Source organism: Azospirillum aestuarii (assembly GCF_016632405.1).
Classification (GTDB): domain Bacteria; phylum Pseudomonadota; class Alphaproteobacteria; order Azospirillales; family Azospirillaceae; genus Azospirillum; species Azospirillum aestuarii.
In genome coordinates this window covers 130,297-154,849 of record NZ_JAEPIV010000011.1, presented here as the reverse complement: position 1 = coordinate 154,849, position 24,553 = coordinate 130,297, and the positions used below count along the sequence as shown (strand labels likewise).

Sequence of the window (24,553 nt, the reverse complement as noted above, 5' to 3'; positions counted from 1 at the left end):
CTTTTGCCGGATCTGGAACCATGGTCGATACCGCTCAGCTTGCTCCGCATCTGTCCAACGTCGTCAAGGACGCCGCCATTCCCGAGCTGCCCAACCACTACCGGGGCAAGGTGCGCGAGAATTACGACCTTCCTGACGGGCGGCGCGTCATCATCGCCACCGACCGGCTGTCGGCCTTCGACATCATCCTGACCGCCATCCCCTTCAAGGGGCAGGTGCTGACCCAGATCGCCCGCTACTGGTTCGAGGCGACCAAGGACCTCTGCCCGAACCACGTCCTGGAATACCCGGACCCCAACGTGGTGGTCGCCAAGCGGCTGACCATCATGCCGGTGGAGATCGTGGTCCGCGACTATCTGGCCGGCACCACCGGCACCTCGCTGTGGACGATGTACAAGAAGGGCCGGCGCGAGATGTACGGCCACGTCTTCCCCGACGGGCTGCGCGAGAACCAGAAGCTGCCGGACACCATCATCACCCCGACGACCAAGGCGTTCGACGCCGGCCATGACGAGGAGCTGACCGCCGCCCAGATCGTGGAGCGCGGGCTGCTGACCCAGGCCCAGTGGGACGAGGTGACGGAGAAGGCGCTGGCCCTGTTCGCCCGCGGGCGCGAGATCGCGGCGGCGCGCGGCCTGATCCTGGTCGATACCAAGTACGAGTTCGGCTTCGACGAGGCCGGCAACATCATCCTGGCCGACGAGATCCACACGCCGGACAGCAGCCGCTACTGGTTCGCCGCCAGCTATCCGGAGCGGTACGAGGCCGGGCAGCGTCCGGAGAGCTTCGACAAGGACTTCGTGCGGAGCTGGGTGACCCAGCGCTGCGACCCCTACAAGGACGCCATCCCGGAAATCCCGGCGGAGGTCGTGCTTGAGGCCGCCCGCATCTACATCGAGGCGTTCGAGACCATCACCGGCCAGACCTTCCAGGTCCCGGCAGAGGTCACGCCGGCGTTGGAGCGCATCCGGGCCAATCTGGCGCCCTATTTCGCGAAGCCGTGATGAAGATCGCCATCCTCGACGATTACCAGAACGTCGCGCGCGATCTGGCGGAATGGCATCGCCTGCCCAATGGCAGCGCGCTGACGGTGTTCGAACGGCCGATCCCGGCGGCGGAGGTGGCGGGCACGCTCGCCCCCTACAGCGTCCTGGTGATCATGCGGGAACGCACGCCGTTCCCCGCGTCGCTGATCGACGCGCTGCCGAACCTGCGGCTTCTGGTCACCACCGGGGGGCGCAACAACGCCATCGACCTGGAGGCCTGCAAGGCCCGCGGCATCACCGTCTGCGGGACCGGCATGGTCGGCACCCCGACGGCGGAACTGACCTGGGGCCTGATCCTGGCGCTGACCAAGCGCATCCCGCAGGAGGAGCGCGGCCTGCGCGCCGGACGCTGGCAGGCCGGCCTGACGCAGGGGCTGGCCGGCAAGCGCCTCGGCCTCGTCGGGCTGGGCAAGCTGGGCACCCAGGTGGCGAAGGTCGGTCAAGCTTTCGGGATGGAGGTGACGGCCTGGAGCCCCAACCTGACCGACGAGCGGGCGGCGGCGGCCGGCGTCACCCGGCTGGACAAGCGCGACCTGTTCGCCACCTCCGACATCGTCAGCGTCCATCTGGTGCTGGGCGAGCGGACGCGGGGCGTGGTCGGGGCGGACGACATCGACGCGATGAAGCCCTCCGCCTTCTTCGTGAACACCTCGCGCGCCGGTCTGGTGGATGGGGACGCCCTGCTGGCGGCCCTGCATGAACACCGCATCGCGGGCGCCGGGCTGGACGTCTTCCCCGTGGAGCCGCTGCCGGTGGACAGCCCCTGGCTGGAGGCGCCGAACACGGTGCTGACGCCGCATCTGGGCTATGTCACCCGCGAGAACTACGACGTCTTCTACCGCGACGCGCTGGACGACATCCTCGCGTGGCACGCGGGCGAGCCGGTGCGGATGCTCGCCTAGGAACCGGAGGGAGCCGCCCCGCCCTCGACCCATGGCATTGGGCGGGGCGGGCGTCCCGAATGGGCTCAAACCCCTGAAAGTTTTCAGGCTTCCACGCCTTGTCCGCATCGGCCATCGGTGCGGCGGCGGGCTGGTTTCGCCCCGCATCGCCCGTCCGTTTTTTCGCCCCCGCAACATGGATTGTGGGATTACAGCCGCGGCCAAGACGTAGATGGATGGCAACCCCGCCACTTGCGGGGCGCGATTCCATTCCCAAAATGGGTGTGAAGGCTGAGGCAAGGGCGGAGATGAACGAGTTTCGTTGCGAGGCGCGGGCCCTGCCGGGACTGCGTGTCCGTGGGGTGGGGCGGCCACCGGTCCCGGCGGCGATTGGCGCTGTGGACAAGGCGTGCCGAATTTGATTGGCCGAATTTGATTGGAAGTCTGTTTGGTTCACGGCCATCCCGGTACGGAACGCGGACGGCCGGGACAGGAGACGGAAGGTTTGCCACCCATGGAGACAGGAATGAACATCTCGGACCTCTTGTCCGCACACAACGTCATTCTCGATGCCGGGCCGGCCAACAAGGAAACCCTGCTCGACCTTCTGGCCGGCGAGGCGTCCAGCCGCATCGGGGCTCCCAAGGAGGACATTCTCAAGGCCCTGCAGGCGCGGGAGCACATCGGTTCCACGGCGCTGGGCAAGGGTGTGGCGCTTCCCCACACGGAGCTGCGCGGGACCGAGAGCCCGCTGGTGCTGTTCGCGCGGCTCCGCAAACCCATCGATTTCGAGGCTCGCGACGACGAGCCGGTGGACCTCTTCTTCCTCGTGCTTTGGCCGACCGCGACCCGCAAGGGCCTGCTGCCCGTCATGGGCGAGATCTGTAAGGCCCTGCGCGACCCGCAAGCCCTGCGCAAGCTGCGTCAGGCGGAGACGCCCGACGCGGTGGTCCAACTCGTCCGGCAGGCGCTTCCCCCCAACGCCGAACGGGAGCCTGACGACGAGGATTTCTGACCGGACGACGTCCGGCTGGCGCGGCGAGGGACCTCCATCCTTCCTATATTCGTAAAGCCGACAGTTCTCAGCATTTTGGCCCCTCCGATTGCCCGAGACCCCCTTGTCACAGACCATGTCCGACGCCCTGTTGCTCCTGGCCGCCACCGGCCTTCCGTTCGTCGGCGCGATTGTCGCCGGGATGCTGCCGACGCACGCGCGCAACACCGCGGCGTGGCTGGCCGGTGCGATCGCGATCATCGGGCTGGGGTTGGTGTGGGCCGCCTATCCGACGGTGGCGGCGGGCGGGGTGATCCGCCATTCGATGGCCTGGATGCCGTCGCTCGGCCTCGATCTCGTGCTGCGGATGGACGGCTTCGCGTGGCTGTTCGCCGGGCTGGTGTTCGGGGTCGGCGCGCTCGTCGTGCTGTACGCGCGCTATTACATGTCGGCGGACGATCCGGTCCCGCGCTTCTTCGCGTTCCTGCTGGCCTTCATGGGATCGATGACAGGGGTGGTGCTCTCCGGCAATCTGATCCAGCTCGCCTTCTTCTGGGAACTGACCAGCCTCTTCTCCTTCCTGCTGATCGGCTACTGGCACCACACGGCGGCGGCGCGCGACGGCGCGCGCATGGCGCTGACCATCACCGCGACGGGCGGGCTGTGCCTGTTCGCGGGCGTGCTGTTGCTCGGCCACATCGTCGGCAGCTACAACCTCGACGTCGTTCTGGCCTCGGGCGACAAGATTCGCGGGCACGCGCTCTACCTGCCGGCGCTCGTCCTCATCCTGATGGGCGCCCTGACCAAGAGCGCGCAGTTCCCGTTCCATTTCTGGCTGCCGCACGCCATGGCGGCGCCCACCCCCGTCTCGGCCTATCTGCATTCGGCGACCCTGGTGAAGGCCGGCGTCTTCCTGATGGCCCGCCTGTGGCCGGTGCTGGCGGGGACGGAGGCGTGGTTCTGGATCGTCGGCAGCGCCGGTCTGGCCACCCTGCTGATCGGCGCCTATGTGGCGATCTTCCAGAACGACCTGAAAGGACTTCTGGCCTATTCGACCATCAGCCATCTCGGGCTGATCACGCTGCTGCTCGGCCTCAACAGCGAACTCGCCATGGTCGCGGCGATCTTCCACATCCTCAACCACGCCGCCTTCAAGGCGTCGCTGTTCATGGCCGCCGGCATCATCGACCATGAGACGGGAACCCGCGACCTCCGGCGCCTGTCCGGCCTGAACCGCTTCATGCCCTTCACGACCCGGCTGGCGATGGTGGCTGCCGCCGCCATGGCGGGCGTGCCGCTGATGAACGGCTTCATCTCGAAGGAGATGTTCTTCGCCGAGACGCTGACGGCCCAGGGGTCCGTGACCTTCCTGCTCGACATCCTGCCCTTCGCCGCGATGGTGGCGAGCGCCTTCGCCGTGGCCTATTCGCTGCGCTTCATCCATGGCGCCTTCTTCGGTCCCGACCCGGTCGACCTGCCGCACCTGCCGCACGAGCCGCCGGCCTGGATGCGCCTTCCGGTCGAGATCCTGGCGCTGGCCTGCATCATCATCGGCCTGCTGCCCGCGGCCACCGTGGGGCCGTATCTGAACATGGCGGCGCACGCCGCGCTCGGCGCCGCCACCCCCGAATACAGCCTGGCGGTCTGGCACGGCTTCAACACGCCGCTGGTGATGAGCCTGCTCGCCCTGGCGGCCGGTGTGACGCTCTACTTCCTGCTGCAGCCGCTGTTCCGGCGGAACATCGAAGGCCCGCCCTTCATCAGCCGCCTGGAAGGCCGCCGCATGTTCGAGCGCAGCATGGTCTTCCTGTCCTGGCGGCTCGCCCGGTCGTTGGAAGGGCTGCTGGGCACCCGGCGTCTGCAGCCCCAGCTCCGTCTGGTCGTCTGCGTCGCCATCCTGGCCGCGGGCTGGGCGGTCTACCGGCGCGGCCTTGGCCCCGGCAATCTGGTGCCGCAGGGCATCGACCCCGTGCTCGCCCTGATCTGGGTGATCGGCGCGGCCTGCGCCCTGGGCGCCGCGTGGCAGGCCAAGTTCCACCGCCTCGCCGCGTTGATCCTGCTCGGCGGCACCGGGCTGGTCACCTGCGTCACCTTCGTCTGGTTCTCCGCCCCCGACCTCGCGCTGACCCAGCTTCTGGTCGAGATCGTCACCACGATCCTGCTGCTGCTCGGCCTGCGCTGGCTGCCCAAGCGGCTTCCCGGCACCGGCACGTCGGAAGTGATGCGGACGGGCCGCCGCCTGCGCGACCTCGCCATCGCCATCACCGCCGGCCTCGGCATGGCGGGGCTGGCCTTTGGCGTGATGACCCGCTTCCCGCCGGAGATCCTGGCGCAGCATTTCCTGGAGCGCGCCTACACCGAAGGCGGCGGCACCAACGTCGTCAACGTGATCCTGGTCGACTTCCGCGGCTTCGACACGCTGGGCGAGATCGCCGTTCTGGGCGTGGTGGCGCTGACCGCCTACGCGCTGCTGCGCCGCTTCCGCCCGGCCCCCGACAGCGTGGACGTGCCGGAGCAGCAGCGCGACCAGAGCGCCTACGACATCGCCCGGCCGGAGCGGCGGGAGGGCGACACGGTGGCCGACTGGCTGCTGATCCCGTCGGTGATCGCGCGCCTGCTGTTCCCGGTGGTCGGGATGGTCGCGCTGTTCCTGCTGCTGCGCGGCCACGACCTGCCCGGCGGCGGCTTCGCCGCGGGGCTGATGGGCTCGATCGCCATGATCCTGCAATACATGCTGGGCGGGACGCAGTGGATCGAGGCGCGTCTGCGCGTGCTGCCGCTGCGCTGGATGGGCCTCGGGCTTCTGCTGGCCGCCGGTACGGGCCTGGGCGCCCTGCTGTTCGGGCGGCCCTTCCTGACGACCTATTTCGCCTACGCGGACCTGCCGCTCATCGGGGAGATCCCGACGGCCAGCGCGCTGCTGTTCGACATCGGCGTGTTCGCTCTGGTCATCGGCGCCACGATGCTCACCCTGATCGCGCTGGCCCGCCAGTCGGTCCGCGGCCATCGCGCCGCAGCACCCCGCGCAACGGCGGCCGCGAGCGCGCCGCCCGCGTCCGCTCCGGTCCCGACCGGCGCACAGACCGCCGCAACCGGAGACGACTGATGGAACTTATCCTCGCCCTCGGGATCGGGGTGCTGACGGGCTCCGGCGTCTGGCTGCTGCTGCGTCCCCGCACCTTCCAGGTCATCATCGGCCTGTCGCTGCTCTCCTACGCCGTCAACCTCTTCATTTTCTCGACCGGCGGCCTGCGCACGGGGGCGGCCCCGGTGCTGGAGCGCGGCATGGCCGGCAGCCTCGCCACCCACGCCGACCCGGTGCCGCAGGCCCTGGTCCTCACGGCCATCGTCATCAGCTTCGCGACGACGGCGCTGTTCCTCGTCCTGCTCCTCGCCGCGCGGGGCCTGACGGGAACCGACCATGTGGACGGTAAGGAGAAGTCCCGGTGAACGGGTGGATGGATCATCTGGTGATCGCGCCGATCATCATCCCGCTGCTGGTCGGCGCGCTGCTGATGCTGATCGACGAGCGTCGTCGGGCGCTGAAGGCCACGCTCGGCGTCGCGTCGGCGTCGGCGCTGCTGGCGCTGGCGGTGCTGCTGCTCTATCTGACGGACCACACCGCCACGGGGGCGGACGCCACCGTGCGCGTCTACCGGCTGGGCGACTGGCCGTCGCTGTTCGGCATCGTCCTGGTGCTCGACCGGCTGTCGGCGATGATGCTGGTGCTGACCGGCATCCTCGGGCTGTCCGCCCTGGTCTTCGCGCTGGCGCGCTGGCAGAAGGCGGGGGCGCATTTCCATTCGCTGTTCCAGTTCCAGCTGATGGGTCTGAACGGCGCCTTCCTGACCGGCGACCTGTTCAACCTGTTCGTCTTCTTCGAGATCATGCTGGCCGCCTCCTACGGGCTGGCCCTGCACGGCTCCGGCCTCGCCCGCGTCCGCGCCGGGCTGCACTACATCGCCATCAATCTGGCGGCCTCCCTGCTCTTCCTGATCGGGGTGAGCATGATCTACGGCGTGTCGGGCACGCTGAACATGGCCGAGCTGGCCGTGCGCATCGCCGCGGTGGCGCCGGAGGACCGCGGGCTGCTGGAGGCCGGGGCGGCGATCCTCGGCGTCGCCTTCCTCATCAAGGCGGGCATGTGGCCGCTGGGCTTCTGGCTGCCGAACACCTACACCACGGTCGGGGCGCCCTCCGCCGCGATCATCTCGATCCTCAGCAAGGTCGGCATCTACGCCATCATCCGGATCTGGCTGCTGGTCTTCGGCGACAGCGCCGGGACCTCGGCGGGGTTCGGCGGGCACTGGCTGCTGATCGGCGGGGTGCTGACCATCGCCTTCGGCTCCATCGCGGTGCTGGCGACGCAGAATCTGGCGCGGCTGGCCGGGGCCAGCGTGCTGGTGTCCTCCGGCACGCTGCTGGCCGCCGTCGGCGCCGGGCAGGTGGCGGTGACCGGCGGCGCCCTGTTCTACATGTCCAGCTCCGTCCTGGCGATCGCCGGGCTGTTCCTGCTGATCGAACTGGTCGAGCGCGGGCGCATGGTCGGCGCCGACGTGCTGGCGGTGACGCGCGAGGCCTTCGGCGAGGGCGAGGACGAGGAGTCGGACGACGACGACGCCATCGGCGTGTCGATCCCGGCGATCATGGCGATCCTGGGCATCGCCTTCATGGCCTGCGCGCTTCTGCTCGCAGGATTGCCGCCGCTGTCCGGTTTCCTCGCCAAGTTCGCCATCCTGGCGCCGATGCTCGCGCAGGGGGCGGAGGGGCTTCCCTTCACCACCTGGGCGCTGATGGCGGCGCTGATCCTGTCCGGGCTGGCGACGGTCGTCGCGATGAGCCGCACCGGCATCGACGTCTTCTGGGCGTCGCCCGCGGGCGAGCTGCCGCGCGTGCGACTTGTCGAACTCGGGCCGGTCATGATGCTCCTGGCGCTCTGCGTGGCGCTGACCGTCCAGGCCGGGCCGGTGATGCGCTACATGGAGGACACCGCCCGCTCGCTTCACGGGCCGGAACGCTACGTCCAGGGGGTGATGACAACCGCGGCGCCGGGGACCGGCAAGGGGGTCGCGCCATGAAGCGCTGGTTGCCCTTTCCGCTGCTGACCGCCGCGCTCGTGGCGATGTGGCTGCTGCTGACCGAGAGCGTGGCGCTCGGCTCCATCCTGATGGGGGCCATTCTGGCGACCGTCACGGTCTGGGGCTTCAAGGCGCTCGACCCGCCGGGCGGACGTCTGAAGCGGCCGCGCGCCGCCTTCGCCCTCGCCGCGCTGGTGTTCGCCGACATCGCGCGTTCCAACCTCGCGGTCGTCAAGATCATCCTCAACCCGCGGAAGACGGAGCGGGTGTCCGGCTTCCTGCACATTCCGCTGGACATGCGCGCCCCCTATGGTCTGGCGACGCTGGCCTGCATCATCACGGGAACGCCGGGGACGATCTGGGTGGAGTACAATTCCGCCAACAACACCATCCTTCTCCACATCCTCGATCTGGTCGATGAGAGCACCTGGATCGACACCATCAAGGGACGGTACGAGAAGCGCCTGATGGAGATCTTCGAATGACCGCCACGCTGCTGCTCTGGTCGATCTTCCTGGCGCAGATCCTGCTGGTCGCCGCGATGGCCTGCGCGACCTATCGCGTGCTGCGCGGGCCGCGGGCGCAGGACCGGGTGCTCGGGCTCGACACGCTGTACGTCAACGCCACGATGCTGCTGCTGACCTTCGGCATCCGCACCGGCAGCACGCTGTATTTCGAAGCCGCGCTGATCATCGCGCTGCTCGGCTTCGTCGCGACGGCGGCGCTGGCGAAGTTCCTCATGCGCGGAGAGGTGATCGAATGACCCATCTGGCCGACCTGCCGGTCTGGGCGGCGATCCCGGTGGCGCTGTTCCTGCTGCTCGGCTCGGCGCTGGCGCTGATCGGGTCCATCGGATTCGTGCGGCTCCGCAGCTTCTACGAGCGCGTCCACGCCCCGACGCTGGGCACCAGCATGGGCATCGGCTTCGTCCTGCTGGCCTCGATGCTGTGCTTCACCGTGCTGCAGTCGCGGCTGGTGCTGCACGAGATCCTGATCGCGGTCTCCATGCTCGTGACCACGCCGATCACGCTGATGCTGCTCGCCCGCGCCGCTCTCTACCGCGACCGCAGCGAGGGCAGCGACGACGTGCCGGCGGCCCCGCCGGTCCACACCGCTGCGCCGCCGGCCCAGGATTCCGCTCCGCCGGTGTAAGGTTTCCGGCGGCGCCGTCGCGTCAGGTCGCCTCGACCTTTGGCAATCAGGTCGCCTCGACCTGGGCGAACATGCCGGATTCGCTGGTGAAGCTCTTGAACTCCAGCCCGTTGCCGGAGGGGTCGAGGATGAAGAAGGTTCCCTGCTCCGACGGCTTGCCGGGGTAGCGGATCTGCGGCTCCAGGAGGAAGGTGGCGCCGGCCGCCTCCAGCCGTTCCCGCAGCGCGTCCCAGACCGGGCGCGGCAGCACCGCCCCGAAATGATGCAGCGGCACCGCCTTGCCATCGACCATGCTGGTCTCGGTCGAGCGCGGCTCGGACGAGCGGTGGGCGGAGATCTGGTTGCCGAAGAAGTCGAAATCGATCCACCGCTCGGTGGAACGCCCTTCGCGGCAGCCCAGGACATCGACGTAGAAACGGCGGGTTTCCTCGATGTCCCTGATGGGAAAGGCGAGATGAAACGCGAACACCGGCGCACCCTTCTGACGTTGGTTCGGGCGGCCAGGGTAGACCGTGATCCGCGGCGCCAACAAACGATTTAAGCGTGGGCCACGCGCGCAAAAACGCTGCGGCCCCGGTCCGGAACGCGAACCGGGGCCGCAGTGATCAGCGTGGTCAGAAGGCCAGACGGGTGTCGAGCATCAGGATGTGCGCGCGGTCCTTCAGGTCGCCGCCGTCGGGACGGCCCGCCTGCAGGGTGGATTGCACGTAATCGTATTCCAGCCCGGTGGTGAAGCCGGGGGCGACGGTCCAGGTGACGCCGCCCTGCCAGATGCCCGCCTTGCTCGGCGTGGACATGGTCGCGCTGTCGTTGCCCAGAGCCCGCAGGTAGTTGGCGGCGAACAGCATCGGCCCGGCGGTGTACTGCGCGCCGAAGATCCAGTTCTGCTGCGCCCGCGTCTGGGCGAGGCCCTCGGCGTAGCCGCTGTCGCCGCTGTAGGCGTAGCTGGCCCCGACCTTCACCGGGCCGTAGCCGACGTTGGCCCCGACATGGACGGAGTTCAGATCCTCGAAGGACTGGCTGACGACGCCGTCGGTCTGGCGCACCGCCTTGCCGGTCGCGTAGAAGGCGCTGCCCTCGATGCTGAAGTCACCGACCGCCGTTTGGAAGGCGGCGCCGGCCTCGACCACGTCGCGGAAGGACAGCAGGTCGCCCAGCGTGTCGGTCGTGCGGCGGTTGACCGACGTGTTGGAGTCGCCGCTGCGCGGCATGTAGGACACCGCCGCCGACAGGCCACCGAAGCTCGGCGTGATGTAGACGAACTTGGTCCCGGTGTCGTAGGCGATCAGCGTGCGCATGCTGGTGGCGGCCAGCGGCAGGGCGGCGAAGGTGGTCGAGCCGTTCAGGAACAGGATGCCGTTGCTGTCCGGGCTGCCGGCCACCCCCTCGACGTTCGGGCCGATCATCCCGTACTCGTCCGACAGGCCGTTGATGACGCCGGCCTGGATCGTGCCGAAAGCGCCGTTGGCGAAGAGGAAGGCGCGGTCGTTCTCGATGTTGCGGGTCGAGACGGTCGGGTCGCCGTTGCCCGCCACGATGCGCAGCCGCGCGCCGTAGGTCAGTCCGTTGTCGGCGGTGGCCGTCGGGGTGACGACCAGACGGTAGCGGTTGGCGAACTCCCGCGAGCGCAGGCCGTCGTCCTGCTGCTGGCGGATGTAGGCGCCCTGGAAATAGGCGTCGCCGCCGAGGATCAGGTCGAAGCTCGGCTCGGCCAGGGCTGGAGCCGACGTCAGGGCGGCGAAGGCGGTGCCGGCGAGGGCGGCGGCGCGAAGGGAGAAGGCGTTCATGGGCGTCGTCATTCCAGGGTCGAGGCTTGCGGGGGCGATGTTTTGGTATCCCCTCTCCCCTCCGGGGAGAGGGTTAGGGTGAGGGGGTTGCGCGTGGCGCTGTGTCCGGCAAAAGCGCAACCCCCTCACCCGCCCGCTTCGCGGGCACCCTCTCCCCGGAAGGGAGAGGGTTGTTAGGAAACCAGCGGCGGCCGAAGGCGGTTAGGTTGTCGTCCTCCAACCGGGCGAGGCAGAGGATCTCCACGCTGTCGGCCCAGCGCGGGTTGATGCGGCGGAACTGGGCGACCGCCGGGCTGTCCAGCTTGGCCTCGCTGATGGCGCGGGCCTCCTCGGTCAGGCCGTAGCCCTGCCACTGCCAGTCCACGGTGCCGGTGTCGGGGTCGTAGTACTGGGCGAAGCACTCCCGCCCGATGTGGTCGCGGAACGCCCGGTCCAAATCATCCGGGGGCAGGTCCGGATGGGGCGTGTGGCGGACGAACAGCATCGGCATGTAGCGGTAGGAGCGGTAGCCGACCGCGCTGTAGCTCCAGTACCACAGCCGTCCCGAACGGTCGGCGCGGGCGCGGGCGACCATTTCGGCGACCATCGAGCGCACCAGCTCGTTCGACCCCCAGAAGCGGCGCTCCAGGATGCAATGGGCAGTGTGGAAGGCGCCGACGGCGGTGCCGCCGATCTCCGTCGCCTGCCGGTAGACGGTGGCGAAGCCGACCAGCTCCCCGGTCCCGGCGTCCTCCTGCAGCACGCAGTGGTCGAGGTCTTCCAGCTCCTCGTTGAAATAATCCTCGCCGTAGCCTTCGAACCATACGCTGAGCAGGGCGAACATCGCCGCCCGCCGCTCCGGCGTCAGGGCCGCCGGCGCGACGAAGCTGGTCCGCAGGGGAGGGCGCGCCGCGGGCGTGGTCATCCCTCGGCCCCGGCCCCGGTCAGGTAGAGCGCCGCCCCGGCCTCGCGCACGTCGGCGCAGATGTCCTCATAGTTGCAGGTGATCTCCTCCCCGGCGGCGATGTCGCGGCGGGCGACGAAGCGCCGCCAGTCGCCGGGATCGGCCCGCCCGATGGATGGACCATCGGCGTGGTTGAGGAACCGGGCGTCGTCCCCCGGCAGAAGGACGCCGCCCCCCTCGATCACGCAGCCGTGGAAGTCGATCAGCCGGGCGACCTGCGGAAAGTCGGTCAGCACGGCGGCGTCGGGCTCCAGCAGGCGGTCGATGCGGGCGTCGAACGCCCACACCGGCGTGCCGGCGGCGACCGCCTCCTCGGCGAAGAGCCCCAGCCCGTGGATCGGGCTGGAGGCGAGGCGGGTGGCGATGAGGAGCGGCATGGCGTCCTTCTCCGGCGATGGGGCTTAGGCGGCGGCGGTGGCCGGCGACCCGGCCGGGGCCAGCGACTCGTCGAACTCGAAGCTGGCGGCGTCGTCGACGAACTGCTCGGCGATGGTCGTGCCGGGATTCGTCAGGCAGACGCCGATGTAGTCGGCGAACCGCGGCGGCGGGGCGAAGCCCTCGGCCAGCAGGCGGCTGTTGTCGAAGGCGATGTCCTGCGCGGTGAAGCGGTGGTACTTGCGCCCGCCGGCCATCATCGTGCGGTGCAGGATGTCGCGCTGCGGGAAGGCCAGCCGGAAGGCGCGGTCGAAGGGCTTCCAGCCCTCCGGCCCCTTCGGGTCGAAGAAGCTGTAGGGGCGGGTGCCCTCATGGCCGTGGGCGGCGAAGGCGGCCTGGAAGTCGCTCCACATCGTCCGGCTGCCGAGGCCGGCGGAGATGTGGTAGAGGTTGTGTTTCAGCTCGGGCTTGCGCAGCAGGTCGTGCAGCCGGGCCGAGGCCCAGTCCACCGGCACGATGTCGATGAAGCCGTCCGGCGAGCAGGGCAGGACGCCGGTGCGGTCGACCAGACGGAAGAACCAGAAGATGCTGGCGCTCGGGCGCACGCCCATCGCGGTGTGGCCGACGACGATGGACGGGCGGCAGACGACGATCGGCAGGTCGGGGAAGCCGGCGGCCAGGGCGCGCTCCGCCGCGGCCTTGCTGCGGGTGTATTCGACGATGTGCGGCGTGTCGTGGCCGGGGGCCGGGGCCTCCGCGACCATCTCCAGCCACGGCGTCTCGCCGCAGCAGAAGGCGGTGCCGATGTGCAGGAAGCGCTGGAGGTGCTTCATGCGCCGGGCGCGGGCGGCCAGCGCCAGCGTGCCGTCGACGTTGATCTGCCAGACCGAATGGCGGCTGTCGAAGGAGGTGTCGGCGGCGACGTGGACGATGTGGGTCACCGCGTCCAGCCGCGGGTCGGCGCTGGTCGCCAGCGACTGCAGGTCGCCCGGAAGGATCTGGCAGAGGTCGGCGTAGGCCTGGGCCGTGGCGCGGTCGACGCAACGCATGAGGTTGGTGGCGAGACGGGCGCGGCAGGCGGCCTCGTCGGCGCCGCGGATCAGCAGCAGGCAATCCGCCGCGGTCCCGTTCTTGACGGCGTCGAGGTAGAAGGAACCACCGAGAAAGCCGGTGCCGCCGGTGAGAAGGATCATGGTGTGCCTCGGTCTCGCGTCTGGGGGAGGGGAGGGTTCGGTTGGTGGCTCCGATCCGCTGGCCCCGATCCGCTGGTCTGGATCAGGCGGGCAGCAGGTCGGGGGCCGGAAGGGCGGGGGTGTCGAGCCGGCGGATACCGCCCTGCTCGACCTGGATCTGCACGTCGGCGGCGTCGAAATACGCGTCGTCGTGGGTCACGGCGATCACGGTGATGCCGCGCGCCTTCATCCAGGGAATGATCTCGCGGTAGAATTTCCGCCGGAAATAGGGGGACTGGTCGGCCGCCCATTCGTCGAGCACCAGCACGGGCTTGCGCTCCAGCAGGGCGGCGGCCAGCGCGAGGCGCTTCTTCTGCCCCTGCGACAGGTCAACCGTCGTGAAGGCGCGGTCCTCGACCGCCACCTTGTCGGACATCTCCAGCAGGTCGAGCAGCTCGTCGGCGAAGCCGTCTTCCAGCGACACCGCGCCGTAGAGCTGGCGGGTGACGTGGTTGTCGGAAAAGACGACGGAGAACAAGTCGCGGTAGGAGCCCAGCGTGTCCGCCGTCACCACCGTGCCGTCCACCGTCAGGCTGCCGCGCTGCGCCGGGTAGAGGCCAAGCAGCATGTGGATCAGCGTGCTCTTGCCGGCGCCGTTGTGGCCGGTGACGAAGACGACGTCGCCGCGCTCCACCGTCAGGTTGATGGGGCCGACGGTGAAGGAGCCGGTGCCGTCGCGCCCGGCGTGGCGGTACGACGCGCCGTCGAGCGCGATGGTGGCGAAGTCGGTGAAGCCGGTCGGCGGCGCGTCCTTGGCCCGGCGCTGCGCGGGGCGGGGCGGCGCCTTCAGCTCCGCCTCGACCGCCAGATAGGAGCGGGCGGCGGTCTCGGCGCTGATGTAGGAGGGGTAGGAGGCGACGATGGTGATGACCGGGTAGGCGATGAAGGCGGCGGCGTGGCCGGCCAGCACGACGGTCGCGATGTTGGTGCTCGTCACCGCCGGCAGCAGGAAGATGATTCCGGCCAGCGCCGCGTAGTAGGTCAGCTCGCTCAGCGTGAAGTAGTGGCTGTACTCGGCACCGAAGCGGTGGCGCTCCGTCCGCAGCGCCTCGGCGCAGGTGGTGGCGTCGGACAGCGCGTTGGCGGCGCGGCGGCGGTTCAGCTTGCACTCGCGCAGGGTCTGCAGGATGTGGTCCGACCGTTCGGACAGGGCGCCCTCGGCCTCGTGGATCGTCTCCGACAGCCGTTCCAGCCGCAGGACGGAGCGGGCGATCAGAATGCCGCCGATCGTCAGGAAGCCCAGCACGATCAGCACCGCGGCGTTCGACAGGGTGGCGAGGTAGAGCAGGCAGAGGATGATCGCCGCGACCGACTGGAAGCTGATGACCAAAGTCGGCACCGCCTGCGCGAGAAGCTGCAGCTCCGGCCCGGCGACCTGGGCGAGGCGGGCGGAGCCGACCGCCATGGCGTCGGGCAGGTCGGCGGCCACCGCCCGGCGCAGCAGGTCGACGCGCAGGATCGCCAGCGCCGCCTGCATCCGCTTGGACGCCGCGTTCATCATCCAGCCCTGGGCGAACCGCCAGGAGAAGGCGGACAGCAGGAAGATGAACAGCAGACGCTGCAGCCCCTCCGGATCGTCCATGATGACCAGCGCGCTGTTCAGCGAGGTCAGCAGGGCGAGGTTGAGGGCCGCCGCCAGCACCGCCAGCAGCAGCAGCGGCTGCATGTTGCGCAGGGCGTCGCGTCTCAGGATGCGCCAGAGATCCATCGCCGGCTCACTTGGACTGGATGAGGTCGAGCAGGCGGGACGGCGACATGGTCGACAGGATGGGGGCCGCGGCCGCCTTTCCGTCCTTGGCCGGTCCGCTGGCGGCCCCCGCCGGCTCGGGCTTGACGCCGGGAACCGGCGCGGTCGGCGAGCGGTGGGCAGCGGGTTCGGCCCCGGCGGTGTTCAGGCTGGGCATCTGGGCGACCGGCACCTGTCCGGGCGTGCCGTCGCCGCTCAGCGAGGGAAGCTGCGAGGCAGGCGGGACCGGCAGGCTGCTGGGCGGCAGGCTGCTCTGCGGCAGGGTCACGGTACCCGGCGCACCCGCGTGCGGCGCGCCGGGGGCGGGGGGGGCCGGCATCGGAAGGGTGGCGCCCTGGCCCGAGGCGGCGTCGAGGATCAGCGGCAGCCCGCCGCTGGCGGCGTTGCCGATGACGACGATCTTGGCGTTGGGCGAATGGGCCAGCTCCAGCGTCGCCTCGATGCCCCGCCAGCGCAGGTAGTTCTCGGTCAGGTTGGCCTGTACCGTCTCCTGGAAGGCGCGGATGCCCTGGCCTTCGAGCTGCTTGCGCTGGCTCTCGAACAGCTCGCGCTGCAGGCGGAACTGGTATTCCTGGGCGGCCTGGTCCTGCTGGATCTTGCGCTCGATCGACACCATGATCGCTTCGGGCAGCGAGACGTTGCGGATCAGGATGTCCTGGATCAGGACATAGCCGGTCTTGGTCCGCCCGTCCGGCTTCGGCGTGTCCTCGGCCCCGATGATCTGGGCGTACATCACGCGGTCGGCGACCTGCTCGAAGGTCTCGGTCTGCACGCGCAGGCGGCGGTGGGCGTAGAGTTCGTCGGCCTTGAAGCGCGACACGATCTCGCGCGACACCGACCCGACCTCCGGCACCAGCAGCACTTCCAGGTAGTTCGGCCCGACGTTCTTGTGCAGGGCGGCCAGCATCTCCGCGTAGGGGCGGTAGCGCACCGTGATCTCGATGCTGACGTTCAGGCCGTCGTTGGCGATGGCGGAGTAGGAGCGGGTATCCTCCTGCAGGCGCAGGTCGTAGACCTCGATCTTGTCCCAGGGGAAGATGACGTGCACGCCCTCGGCCAGGGCCGGAGCCATCTGGGTGCCCTGGTGGAAGCGCTTCCACAGCACGCCGCCGTGGCCGGCCGGGATGAAGACGACGATGGACGGGGCGAAGTAGAGGAAGATCAGGACACCGACCAGCAGCGTGCACAGCAGCGACCGGCGGTGCTCCTCGTACCAGTTGCCAAGCAGCGCGCGCAGGCGCGACTTCGGCTGCGGCGTCGCGTCGGCGTCGTCGTAGGTGAAGGCCTGGTCAGCCATGTCACGCGGTCTCCTGGAGCAAAGCCGTGGCGGGGCGCGGGGCGTCCGTCCGCTCATCGGTCATTTGGCTGTTGGTCATCTGGCCGTTGGTCATGTGAATGGTCACGTCGCAGACCGACGAGACGTTGCCGTCGTGCGATACGAAGATCACGGTGCGGCCCAGCGACCGCAGCTTGCCGATGATCTCGTTGGTGAAGCGGGTGCGGAACTCGGCGTCCTGGTCGGACGTCCATTCGTCGAGAATGATGATCGGACGCCCCTCCGCGACCGCGACGGCCAGGGCGACGCGGCGGCGCTGGCCCTTGGAGAGGTCGCGGTTCAGCAGGCCGTCGCCGGTCTCCGGAACCAGATGGTCGATCTTCAGATAGGCCAGCATCTCGCGGAACAGCTCGGCGTCGAAGGTCGGCCCCTGCGGCAGGCGGGTGAACAGGTGGTGGTCCTGGAACACCGCGCAGAACAGGTCGCGGTAGGATTCCAGCCGGTCGCCCTCCACTTCCTGCCCGTCGAGCAGGACCTGCCCCTCGTCCGGGCGGAACAGCAGCGGGATGACGCGCAGCAGGGTGGACTTGCCCGACCCGTTGGCCCCGACGATGCCGACGACGCCGCCCGCCGGGATGGTCATGTCGATGGGGCCGATCACGAAGGGCTCGGGCCGCAGCCCGGCGCGGTAGGCGAAGCGCACGCCGCGCAGCTCGATGGCGGAGAAGCGGCGCGGCGCGCGGGCCAGCTTCGACGGCGCGTACTCCGCCGCCGGCATGGCGGCCAGCAGGGTGGTGAGCTGGTTCGCCGCATCCTCCGCCGCGATGTAGTCGGGCACGGCGTTGAGGAACTTCGACAGCGGCCGGGCGAGGAACAGGATGACCGAGGTCACCAGCGGAAGCTCTGCCGCCGACAGCGCGCCCATGCGCGGGAAGATGAAGACGAAGACCGCGGAGAAGCCGATGACGATGGTGGCGATCCAGGAGAACAGCTCCCCCAGATTGCGCCCGTGGCGCCGCTTCAGATCCTCCCAGCGGGCGACGTCGGCCTCGACCGCCTGGGTCAGCTCGTCGCGCCGCGCCTTGCCCAGCTTGATCTCGGCGTTGCCGCCGACGATCTCGGAGAAGCCCTGGAGCATCCGCACCTCGGACTCCTTGGCTTGGCCCAGCAGGGCGCGGGTCCGCTGCGCCTCGCGCACGTACCAGCCGCCGATCATCGCGCCGGCCACCAGGAGCAGCGTGGCGCCCACCGTGGTCAGCGTCCACAGGTAGAGGTAGGCCACGACCGCCACCAGCATCATGTTGGCGGCGATCGACAGGTTGGGCAGCAGCGCCGCGATGCGCTCCAGATGGTGGTTGCCCAGATCGAAGGAGCGCCGGGCCTGCATGTCGAGGATGTCGGCGTGGTTGCCCAGCGTGACGGTCTGCAGGAAGCGCCGCCGCACGCCGGCCAGCGCGCTGAAGGCGGTGGTCAGCACCAGACCGACGAAGCGCTTGCTGAAGGCGTAGGAGACCAGCAGCGACAGGCAGAAGATCAGGAAGGGGGTGTCCAGCACCTCGCCGCGCATCCAGCCGTTCAGCTCCGCGCTGAGGCTCATCAGGCTGATGAGGTTGGCGGCCGCGGCGACGCAGCCGGTGACCACCAGCCGGGTCAGGATCTCACGGTCGGCCAGCCCGATCAGGGGCAGCAGGGCCGAGACCGGCCGGCTGGGGGCGACGCGCTTGCTTGTCTTGCTTTTGCTCATCGATCCGCCTCACTCCGCCAGCCAGGAGTCGAGGATGCGGGTGATCGTGCCGTTGTCGCGCAGCTTGACGAAGGCGGCCTGCAACCGTTCCGCCTTCTCCTTGCGCGCCTTGGGCATGGCGATGTAGCGGGGGATCAGGCCCAGCGGCTTGGGCAGGACGCGCACGTCCTTCAGGCGCCCGTCCTGCTTGGCCATGTGGTTCAGCACATGCAGGTCGCCGACGATCACGTCCACCCGGCCCAGGATCAGGCGGCGGAAATTGACCACGTTGCTGCTCGACGGGACCTTTTCCAGATAGGTCGCGGCGTCGAAGTCCGGCGCGTAGGCGAAGCCGTCGACCACGCCGATGCGGTAGGGGGTCAGATCCTCCAGCCGCTCGAAGGCGATGGGGGAGTCCTTGCGCACCATGAAGACGGTCGTGCCGGTGCGGAACGGCCCGATCATGTTGTACTGCGCGAAACGGGAGGGCGAGGCGATGAACTGGAACCCGACGTCGGCGGTGTTCTCGTCCATCGACCGGACGACCTCGGTCCAGGACAGCGGCCGGTGGACCGGGGTGATGCTCAGCTCCTTCAGCAGGGCGACGACGATCTCGGTGTCGATCCCCGTGCGGGTGCCGTTGAAGGAGTAGTTGTAGGGCGGAAAATGGTCTTCCGACGCGATGGTCCAGTATTCGGCGCGCGCCGGAAGGATCGCGGCGCACAGCGCCAGCAGGACCGGCAGCAGGAGCCGCAGGACCGGACGGAGGATGGACGCCGTCGCCGCCGTCATGCCTTCGCCCGCTTCTTGCCGCGGGTGGTCAGCAGGATCATCACGAGAAGGGCGCCCGGCGGCGTCAGAACCACCGCCAGGAAGGCGTAAAGCAGGAAGCCGCCGCGGCGGCCGATCCCCAGAAACCCGACCAGCAGGCAGAGACCGATGTAGATCAGCTCGAACACGGCGATGCTTCCCTTGTTGCCCGGCGCCCCGGCGTCGTGCCCTTAGCCGGCCTTCTGGACCGGCTGCTCTTCCATCTGCGGCGCCGCGGCGGGAGCCTCGCCAGCGTCGCCCTTGGCGGCCTCGAACTCCTTGCGGAAATGCTCGCGCATCGTCTCGACGTCGAAGTCCAGCAGCGTGCCGCCGGTCTCGAAATGCTGCGCGAACACGCGGCCGAGCGCCTGGGTGGCGGCCAGCGACAGGGCCGGCATGACGGCGACGCCCAGCGCCGTGCCGATGAACGGAACGGCCTTCACGGCGGAGCCGAGCACGCTGGAGCTGAGGGCGCCGGGCATGACGCCGCCCATCAGCGCGCCGACGATGGCGCGGGTGCGCTCCTGAGCGAACTCGATCTCATAGAGCTTGGCGAGCTTATGGATCAGGTTGAGCTGGGCCACGCTGACCGCGGCGACGTCCGCGCCGGGAACGGGGATGAGTCCGAAGGCGCCCGAGGCGTAGCTGTGATACTTGATCAGTTCCTGGGCGCGCTTCTTGCGGTCTACCATGATCCGAAACCTTTCGAGGGTCAGGTGAGGTTGATTTCAGGTGGAAACGGGGAGCTTTGACACACGTCAGAGGACGTTATTCGTCGCAAATTTGGCATTCCGAAAGAAACAAAGCATCGCCAATCAACCGCTGTCTAAGCGATTGGTAAAAGAATGCCCCTATTGTCGCTGGTAAATTACGCGGTGGTCTTCAGGACTGGCGTCGAGCAGAGAATGACTGCCTAACGATCCAATATGCCCCAACGACTTGATACATTTTCAGTACTTAACAACGCATTAAATGCCTATGACCGTCGTCAGTGTTTTTGTCGGAACGTGCGTCATCTTTCTGCGAATTGTAACAAAGTTCATCATGAGCTTTTCTTTGTGTATTGAACGCCGCTACCTTTGCGGGAAGCGCGCCGGCAGGTCGAGGGCGCGCGCCGGAAGCTCGTTGCGCGCCCCGGCGCTGACCGCCGCGCCCAGCACCAGGACGGTGTCGCGCACGGGTTCCCCGTCGATGGTCTGCGTGGGCAGGGCGACGCGCAGCAGCAGGCCGTCCCGCGACGACGACGGGGCGTGGCCTTTCAGCAGGCGCAGCAGCGCCCACGGCCCGCGCTCGGCCAGGGTGATGGTGTCGCCGGTCGCCGCGGCGGTTCCGCCCGCCGGCGCACCTTTCGGACGGAAGGGCGACCCGGCGGCCCAGCGGGCGCTCAGCAGGACCGGCTGGCCCGGCGTCCAGGCGAGGGTCCCGCCGTTGGCCGTCGCCCCCACCGCGCTGGCGCCGGAACGCACCGACCAGTCGATGATGTGCTCCGCCCCGACCTCCTGCGCGCGGTTCGCGCCGTAGGTGAGGCGGACGCTGACGGGGGCCGGGCGCGCGATGGCCTCCAGCAGGGGGCGGGCGGCCTCCATCCGCTCCATGAAGGCGGCGACCTCGGGGGTCGCGGTCCGCATCACCGCCGCGCGGTGCTCGTCGAGCTGCCGGAAGAAGCGGCGGACGTCCTGCGGGTCGGCGTCCGGCGCGCCGCGCGCCTGTTCGGAGCCGACGAAGGGGAAGCGCCCGGCGAGGGTCTGCGCGAAGGCGCTGGACAGCTTCGACAGGGCGGCGTCGCTGTCCGGGACCGGGGCCTCCACCGGCATTCTGGGCAGGATCGGCAGATGCGCGACGACGGCAGGCGCTTCCACGACGGCGGGCGGCGGAGCCGCGGGTTCCGGCGACGGGGCCGGGCGCGGGGGAGGCGGGGGGGCTGCCGCGACCGGCTTGGCCGGCTCTGGTTTTGGCGGCTCCGGCTTTGGCTCACCGGGCTTTGGCTCGGCCGGCATGGCGGCCTCGGCGGGTGGAGCGTCCGGAACCGGCGCGGGCAGGGCGGCGGCCAGGGCGTCCGGCAGCGCGGTCACCGCCGGGTTGAGAACCAACGCTCCGCCGTCACCCACCGCGAACAGGGCGCCGGTCTGCGGCGCGTCCAGCGCCAGGACGGCGGCGCGGGCGCCGGTCGCGGCGGTGGACAGGGCCTCGGTGATGCGGTCGGTGGTGTCGCGCCCCGGCAGATCGGCGATGGCCGCCTTCTGAAGCATCACCCGGATCGCGTCGGGCAGGCCGCGGGCGGGGTCCTGCAGGGCGCCGGCGATCGGCCAGGCGACGGCTTCGGCGACCGCTCTGGTCAGGCGGCGGACATCCTCGACATCCTCGGCGGTCGGCGTCTCCGACAGGCCGCGCAGCCGCTCGGCCAGGGCTTCGGCGCGCTGACGCAGCGGGTTGCGGCCGTACAGCTCCTCGGCCAGCGGGGCGGCGAGCTGCACCGATTCCGCACGCACCGCCGCGGCGATGGTCCGGGCGTCCAGGTTGGGCAGGTCGGCGCCCGCGGCGATGCGCGTGATGTAGCCGTCCGTCGCCGTCATCGGCGACTTGGGAACGGCGCCGTAGACGCTTTCGGCCAGCGCGTTCAGCTCGTCGAAACCACTGTTGCGGCGGAAGCGGTCGTAGCGTTCCAGCGCGTCGCGCCGCCCGCCGATGCGGTCGAGCTGCTCGGCGAGCCGGCGGAAGGCCGGAAGATCCTCCACGCGCTGCGGGTTGGCGACCGGCGGCAGGTCGGCCATGGTGGCGCTGGGCAGCAGGGCGTCGCGGATCGGCCGAAGCACCGAGCGGCGCAGCGTGACCGAGGCGAGCCGCTTCTTGTCCTCGTCGAAGCCGCTGAACAGCGAGGTCGGCAGCAGCGGCGTGGCGAGGGGACTGCGCTCCATCACCGCCGTGGCGGCGATCACCCGACCGGCCAGAGCCCCGTCGGTGACGGCGTCGCGCGCCAGCAACGCCCGGCGCAGGTCGGCGGTGGCGGCGGCGACCGGCGGGCTGCCGGCGGACACGCTGGAGACACCCTGCCAAGCGGCGACCGACAGGCCGGCGACCGAGGCGGCGAGCGCGGCCTGGGCCATCCGGCGGCGCTTGTGGGCCTGCTGATAGGCGGCGTCGGACGGCCGCCCGTAGCCCGCCTCGGCGAAGGCCCGGCCCGGCAGCAGGTTGCGGGCGAAGACCGGGCGGCGCCCGCCGGTGGCCGGGGCGTAGGCGCCGGTCAGGGCGATGCCGCGCAGTGGGAAGGGCTCGCTCTGGTTATCTCCTCCCAGGGCGCCGTCGAGGAACAGCGCCAGCGGATGGCGCAGCGTGTCCAGGGCCGAGGGAAGCAGCGGCAGGCGCACCCCGGCGGTGCCGGCGGCGAAGGCGTCGGCCTCCAGCATGGCGATATCGGCGGCGATGGCCTCGAACGCCTCGTCGATGCGGCGCGGCTCGAAGGGCTTGGCCCAATCCTGGGGGTTGGTCCATCCCAGCACGCCGTCCAGCAGGGCGGAGGGCACGGCGGCGCAGAGGTCGGTGAAGCCGTCCAGGGCCTCGGCGCGGACCACGACCACATGCACCGGGCCGACCACGCCGAGATCGTCGCGCAGCGTCCGCAGACGCTCCCGCAGGGCGGCGCCCCGCTTGGCCAGCGCGTCGCGCGGTCCGGGGCGTTCGGCGGCGGCGCGCAGCTCGTCGGCGCCGACCATCAGCAGGATGCCGTCCAGCGGGCGGCGCATCGGCCGCTTGCGCATCGCCGCGACCAGCGCCGGCCAGGACGCGCCCAGCCGGGAGCCGTCGGCGGAGTCGGAGCCGGCATGCAGGATCGCCGCCCCTTCGCAGAACCACCAGCAACCGTTCTCGCCGTTGCCGTTCTCGGGCCAGCGGACATGGGTCGGGTCGGTGGCGAGCAGGGCCGGACCACCGACGCCGAAGGCGAGGAACCAGGGGATGTCGCCGCGGCGCAGGGGACCGCGCATCTGCCGCGTCAGGATGTCCAGCCCCTCGCCGTAGATGCGGGCGTTCGGCAGCGCGTTGGCGGCGGCCTTCGTGGGGGGAGGCGCTTCGGCGCGGACGCGCAGCGGCGCCGGCGGGGCGGCCCGGCGCGCGGGCGCCTTCCGGCCGGCGGCGGCCTTGGCGGCGGGCTTGCGCCGCCAGCCGCGCAGCGTCGGCCAGACCATCCGGCCGAGGCGGTAGAAGATGTAGAGCGGCAGCGCCAGCAGCGCGTAGGGCGCCAGCGTCACGGCGAAGGACAGCAGGTAGACGATGGCGGAGCCGATGGCGGAGAGCACCAGCTCCAGCGTGAGCATCAGTAGGACCATGACAGCCCCATGTCCTCGACCGCGGCGCGGGCGCCACTCAGATCGCGTTGAATGCCGCCGACGGCGCCGGCCCACAGCAGGTGCGAAACCACGAGGAACAGCACCGCGGTCCCGCCGACCGCCCACCACCAGCGCCGCCCGGACGGCGCGAGGTAGCCGGGCACGGCGCCGTCTGGCGGTTCGCAGGCGCGCGGGCTGGGATGGCTGGCCGCGGCGCGCTCGCCGACGACGATGCGGTGCAGGGCCGGGCGGCGGGCGGTCGCCTGGGCGTCGTCGGGAAAGCCCAGCGCCAGCGCCGCAAGATAGACGGCGGCCAGCCCGCGGTCGGCCTTGGCGCCCTGACGGATCAGGTCGTCGGCCTGGACGAACAGGGTTTGCAGCGTGGCGTTCGCGCCGAACAGGCGGCTGGAGAGCACGGCGTCGGCGGGCCGCGTCTGGGCCAGCGCGCGGTCGGCCAGCATGGCCATGGCGAAGACCGCCTTGACCACGGTGCCGTGCGCCCCCGGCCCCTGCGAGACGGCGCCGCCGCTCATCCCATGGAGCGTGGCGGTCAGACGGTCGGCAACCGTCCCTGCCGGGGCCTGCGTGTCGGCGCAGCCGGCGAGCAGATCCTCCTGGAAGGCGCGGAACAGGGCCAGCGTGCCGGCGGGCTTGGCCCCTGTGGGCGCCATCTTCGGCGCCGGAATGGGGTGGGCCGGGGCGAGTTGGGCGGTCACGGCATTCCCTCCGTCAGCGGGGCCACGGTGAAGGTCTCCCGTCCCAGCCGCACGTCCAGGGCGCCGGCGCCGTCCAGCGTCTGCCGGTGGGTGCCGGGCGCGCCGTACAGCGCGTAGACGAGGGTCCGGGTCGGGGTGCCAGGAGATGGGGCGAAGGGGGGAAGGCTGTGCAGGAGCACGCTCTGGCCCGGCACCATCTCCCAGGAGGCGATGGCGATCCGGTTCCCGGCCTCTGCGCTCAGCGCCTCGCGGTTGCGGAACCAGCCAGCGGCGTCGAGCCCGGCGAGCCGTCCGGCCACCGCCGGATCGGCGACCCGCACCACGTCGACCGCCACCGGGCGGCGCCCGTTGGCGTCGGGCTCGGCGACGATGCGGAGCACCGGCGCGTCGGCGCGTCCCGCGCCGGGGGCGGGCGTGCCCGCGGCGCAGCCGGCGAGCGTCAGGGCGAGGAGCATGGCGAAGCGCTTCATC

Annotated in this window: 23 protein-coding genes; 9 read left to right on the top strand and 14 right to left on the bottom strand. The window is 70.2% G+C overall.

Features of this window, described 5'->3' with window-relative positions:
* Window positions 1-20: 20 nt before the first annotated feature.
* From JJL56_RS19425 to mnhG, 9 genes are all read left to right on the top strand, one after another.
* The gene (locus JJL56_RS19425; protein ID WP_145626975.1) at window positions 21-1,004 is read left to right on the top strand and encodes a phosphoribosylaminoimidazolesuccinocarboxamide synthase; all 984 of its coding nucleotides are present in this window, start codon (window positions 21-23) and stop codon (window positions 1,002-1,004) included.
* Window positions 1,004-1,948 carry a D-2-hydroxyacid dehydrogenase family protein gene (locus JJL56_RS19420; protein ID WP_200485985.1) on the top strand — a complete coding sequence of 315 codons (945 nt, stop codon included), beginning with the start codon at window positions 1,004-1,006 and terminating at the stop codon, window positions 1,946-1,948. Before JJL56_RS19425 ends, JJL56_RS19420 begins: the two co-directional genes overlap by 1 nt.
* Before the next feature lie 505 nt (window positions 1,949-2,453).
* A complete protein-coding gene (locus tag JJL56_RS19415; protein WP_200485984.1) occupies window positions 2,454-2,942 on the top strand; it encodes a PTS sugar transporter subunit IIA in 489 nt (162 codons plus the stop codon).
* Window positions 2,943-3,045: 103 nt separating this feature from the next.
* Window positions 3,046-6,027 carry a monovalent cation/H+ antiporter subunit A gene (locus tag JJL56_RS19410; RefSeq protein ID WP_247890420.1) on the top strand — a complete coding sequence of 994 codons (2,982 nt, stop codon included), beginning with the start codon at window positions 3,046-3,048 and terminating at the stop codon, window positions 6,025-6,027.
* The gene (locus JJL56_RS19405; RefSeq protein ID WP_014197933.1) at window positions 6,027-6,371 is read left to right on the top strand and encodes a Na+/H+ antiporter subunit C; all 345 of its coding nucleotides are present in this window, start codon (window positions 6,027-6,029) and stop codon (window positions 6,369-6,371) included. Before JJL56_RS19410 ends, JJL56_RS19405 begins: the two co-directional genes overlap by 1 nt.
* Complete coding sequence (locus tag JJL56_RS19400; RefSeq protein ID WP_345772606.1) at window positions 6,368-7,999, top strand: monovalent cation/H+ antiporter subunit D; 1,632 nt, start codon at window positions 6,368-6,370, stop codon at window positions 7,997-7,999. Before JJL56_RS19405 ends, JJL56_RS19400 begins: the two co-directional genes overlap by 4 nt.
* Window positions 7,996-8,484 (top strand): Na+/H+ antiporter subunit E, encoded by a 489-nt coding sequence (locus JJL56_RS19395; RefSeq protein ID WP_200485983.1) that lies wholly within the window; start codon window positions 7,996-7,998, stop codon window positions 8,482-8,484. The genes JJL56_RS19400 and JJL56_RS19395 overlap by 4 nt, the downstream gene beginning before the upstream one ends.
* The gene (locus tag JJL56_RS19390) at window positions 8,481-8,762 is read left to right on the top strand and encodes a K+/H+ antiporter subunit F (RefSeq protein ID WP_145626980.1); all 282 of its coding nucleotides are present in this window, start codon (window positions 8,481-8,483) and stop codon (window positions 8,760-8,762) included. The genes JJL56_RS19395 and JJL56_RS19390 overlap by 4 nt, the downstream gene beginning before the upstream one ends.
* Entirely contained in the window at window positions 8,759-9,151 is a 393-nt protein-coding gene (gene mnhG, locus JJL56_RS19385; RefSeq protein ID WP_145626981.1) for a monovalent cation/H(+) antiporter subunit G, read from the top strand. Before JJL56_RS19390 ends, mnhG begins: the two co-directional genes overlap by 4 nt.
* A 46-nt stretch (window positions 9,152-9,197) precedes the next feature.
* Here the strand turns inward: mnhG and JJL56_RS19380 are convergent, their stop codons facing one another.
* From JJL56_RS19380 to JJL56_RS19315, 14 genes are all read right to left on the bottom strand, one after another.
* Window positions 9,198-9,620, bottom strand: coding sequence for a VOC family protein (locus JJL56_RS19380; RefSeq protein ID WP_149166111.1), 423 nt, complete (start codon window positions 9,618-9,620; stop codon window positions 9,198-9,200).
* 145 nt (window positions 9,621-9,765) lie between these two features.
* A complete protein-coding gene (locus JJL56_RS19375; RefSeq protein WP_247891151.1) occupies window positions 9,766-10,950 on the bottom strand; it encodes a porin in 1,185 nt (394 codons plus the stop codon).
* 61 nt (window positions 10,951-11,011) lie between these two features.
* Complete coding sequence (locus JJL56_RS19370) at window positions 11,012-11,842, bottom strand: hypothetical protein (protein WP_200485982.1); 831 nt, start codon at window positions 11,840-11,842, stop codon at window positions 11,012-11,014.
* On the bottom strand, window positions 11,839-12,258 hold the full coding sequence (locus JJL56_RS19365; RefSeq protein ID WP_200485981.1) for an SET domain-containing protein: 420 nt from the start codon (window positions 12,256-12,258) through the stop codon (window positions 11,839-11,841). The genes JJL56_RS19370 and JJL56_RS19365 overlap by 4 nt, the downstream gene beginning before the upstream one ends.
* A 24-nt stretch (window positions 12,259-12,282) precedes the next feature.
* Window positions 12,283-13,449, bottom strand: a complete 1,167-nt coding sequence (locus JJL56_RS19360; protein ID WP_200485980.1) for an SDR family oxidoreductase — start codon at window positions 13,447-13,449, stop codon at window positions 12,283-12,285.
* Between the two features lie 82 nt (window positions 13,450-13,531).
* The gene (locus JJL56_RS19355) at window positions 13,532-15,196 is read right to left on the bottom strand and encodes an ATP-binding cassette domain-containing protein (protein ID WP_200485979.1); all 1,665 of its coding nucleotides are present in this window, start codon (window positions 15,194-15,196) and stop codon (window positions 13,532-13,534) included.
* 7 nt (window positions 15,197-15,203) lie between these two features.
* Entirely contained in the window at window positions 15,204-16,532 is a 1,329-nt protein-coding gene (locus JJL56_RS19350) for a prohibitin family protein (protein WP_145626987.1), read from the bottom strand.
* 1 nt (window position 16,533) lies between these two features.
* The gene (locus JJL56_RS19345) at window positions 16,534-18,255 is read right to left on the bottom strand and encodes an ATP-binding cassette domain-containing protein (protein ID WP_200485978.1); all 1,722 of its coding nucleotides are present in this window, start codon (window positions 18,253-18,255) and stop codon (window positions 16,534-16,536) included.
* Window positions 18,256-18,264: 9 nt separating this feature from the next.
* Window positions 18,265-19,026 carry a substrate-binding periplasmic protein gene (locus tag JJL56_RS19340; RefSeq protein ID WP_200485977.1) on the bottom strand — a complete coding sequence of 254 codons (762 nt, stop codon included), beginning with the start codon at window positions 19,024-19,026 and terminating at the stop codon, window positions 18,265-18,267.
* Window positions 19,023-19,193: a hypothetical protein gene (locus JJL56_RS19335; protein ID WP_014197919.1), complete on the bottom strand. Its 171-nt coding sequence runs from the start codon at window positions 19,191-19,193 to the stop codon at window positions 19,023-19,025. The genes JJL56_RS19340 and JJL56_RS19335 overlap by 4 nt, the downstream gene beginning before the upstream one ends.
* A 42-nt stretch (window positions 19,194-19,235) precedes the next feature.
* Window positions 19,236-19,736, bottom strand: a complete 501-nt coding sequence (locus JJL56_RS19330) for a YcjF family protein (RefSeq protein ID WP_145626990.1) — start codon at window positions 19,734-19,736, stop codon at window positions 19,236-19,238.
* A 381-nt stretch (window positions 19,737-20,117) separates the two neighbouring features.
* Entirely contained in the window at window positions 20,118-23,366 is a 3,249-nt protein-coding gene (locus tag JJL56_RS19325; RefSeq protein ID WP_247891150.1) for a type VI secretion system protein, read from the bottom strand.
* Window positions 23,354-24,082: a DotU family type IV/VI secretion system protein gene (locus tag JJL56_RS19320; RefSeq protein ID WP_200485976.1), complete on the bottom strand. Its 729-nt coding sequence runs from the start codon at window positions 24,080-24,082 to the stop codon at window positions 23,354-23,356. The genes JJL56_RS19325 and JJL56_RS19320 overlap by 13 nt, the downstream gene beginning before the upstream one ends.
* A complete protein-coding gene (locus tag JJL56_RS19315; protein WP_200485975.1) occupies window positions 24,079-24,552 on the bottom strand; it encodes a hypothetical protein in 474 nt (157 codons plus the stop codon). The genes JJL56_RS19320 and JJL56_RS19315 overlap by 4 nt, the downstream gene beginning before the upstream one ends.
* Window position 24,553: the final 1 nt, after the last annotated feature.

What these genes read in the sequence shown, in the direction of transcription:
- JJL56_RS19425 (WP_145626975.1), top strand. Translation starts at nt 21, where the DNA reads ATGGTCGATACCGCTCAGCTTGCTCCGCATCTGTCCAACGTCGTCAAG.
- JJL56_RS19420 (WP_200485985.1), top strand. Translation starts at nt 1,004, where the DNA reads ATGAAGATCGCCATCCTCGACGATTACCAGAACGTCGCGCGCGATCTG.
- JJL56_RS19415 (WP_200485984.1), top strand. Translation starts at nt 2,454, where the DNA reads ATGAACATCTCGGACCTCTTGTCCGCACACAACGTCATTCTCGATGCC.
- JJL56_RS19405 (WP_014197933.1), top strand. Translation starts at nt 6,027, where the DNA reads ATGGAACTTATCCTCGCCCTCGGGATCGGGGTGCTGACGGGCTCCGGC.
- JJL56_RS19395 (WP_200485983.1), top strand. Translation starts at nt 7,996, where the DNA reads ATGAAGCGCTGGTTGCCCTTTCCGCTGCTGACCGCCGCGCTCGTGGCG.
- JJL56_RS19390 (WP_145626980.1), top strand. Translation starts at nt 8,481, where the DNA reads ATGACCGCCACGCTGCTGCTCTGGTCGATCTTCCTGGCGCAGATCCTG.
- mnhG (WP_145626981.1), top strand. Translation starts at nt 8,759, where the DNA reads ATGACCCATCTGGCCGACCTGCCGGTCTGGGCGGCGATCCCGGTGGCG.
- JJL56_RS19375 (WP_247891151.1), bottom strand. Translation starts at nt 10,950, where the DNA reads ATGACGACGCCCATGAACGCCTTCTCCCTTCGCGCCGCCGCCCTCGCC.
- JJL56_RS19370 (WP_200485982.1), bottom strand. Translation starts at nt 11,842, where the DNA reads ATGACCACGCCCGCGGCGCGCCCTCCCCTGCGGACCAGCTTCGTCGCG.
- JJL56_RS19365 (WP_200485981.1), bottom strand. Translation starts at nt 12,258, where the DNA reads ATGCCGCTCCTCATCGCCACCCGCCTCGCCTCCAGCCCGATCCACGGG.
- JJL56_RS19360 (WP_200485980.1), bottom strand. Translation starts at nt 13,449, where the DNA reads ATGATCCTTCTCACCGGCGGCACCGGCTTTCTCGGTGGTTCCTTCTAC.
- JJL56_RS19355 (WP_200485979.1), bottom strand. Translation starts at nt 15,196, where the DNA reads ATGGATCTCTGGCGCATCCTGAGACGCGACGCCCTGCGCAACATGCAG.
- JJL56_RS19350 (WP_145626987.1), bottom strand. Translation starts at nt 16,532, where the DNA reads ATGGCTGACCAGGCCTTCACCTACGACGACGCCGACGCGACGCCGCAG.
- JJL56_RS19345 (WP_200485978.1), bottom strand. Translation starts at nt 18,255, where the DNA reads ATGAGCAAAAGCAAGACAAGCAAGCGCGTCGCCCCCAGCCGGCCGGTC.
- JJL56_RS19340 (WP_200485977.1), bottom strand. Translation starts at nt 19,026, where the DNA reads ATGACGGCGGCGACGGCGTCCATCCTCCGTCCGGTCCTGCGGCTCCTG.
- JJL56_RS19330 (WP_145626990.1), bottom strand. Translation starts at nt 19,736, where the DNA reads ATGGTAGACCGCAAGAAGCGCGCCCAGGAACTGATCAAGTATCACAGC.
- JJL56_RS19325 (WP_247891150.1), bottom strand. Translation starts at nt 23,366, where the DNA reads ATGGTCCTACTGATGCTCACGCTGGAGCTGGTGCTCTCCGCCATCGGC.
- JJL56_RS19315 (WP_200485975.1), bottom strand. Translation starts at nt 24,552, where the DNA reads ATGAAGCGCTTCGCCATGCTCCTCGCCCTGACGCTCGCCGGCTGCGCC.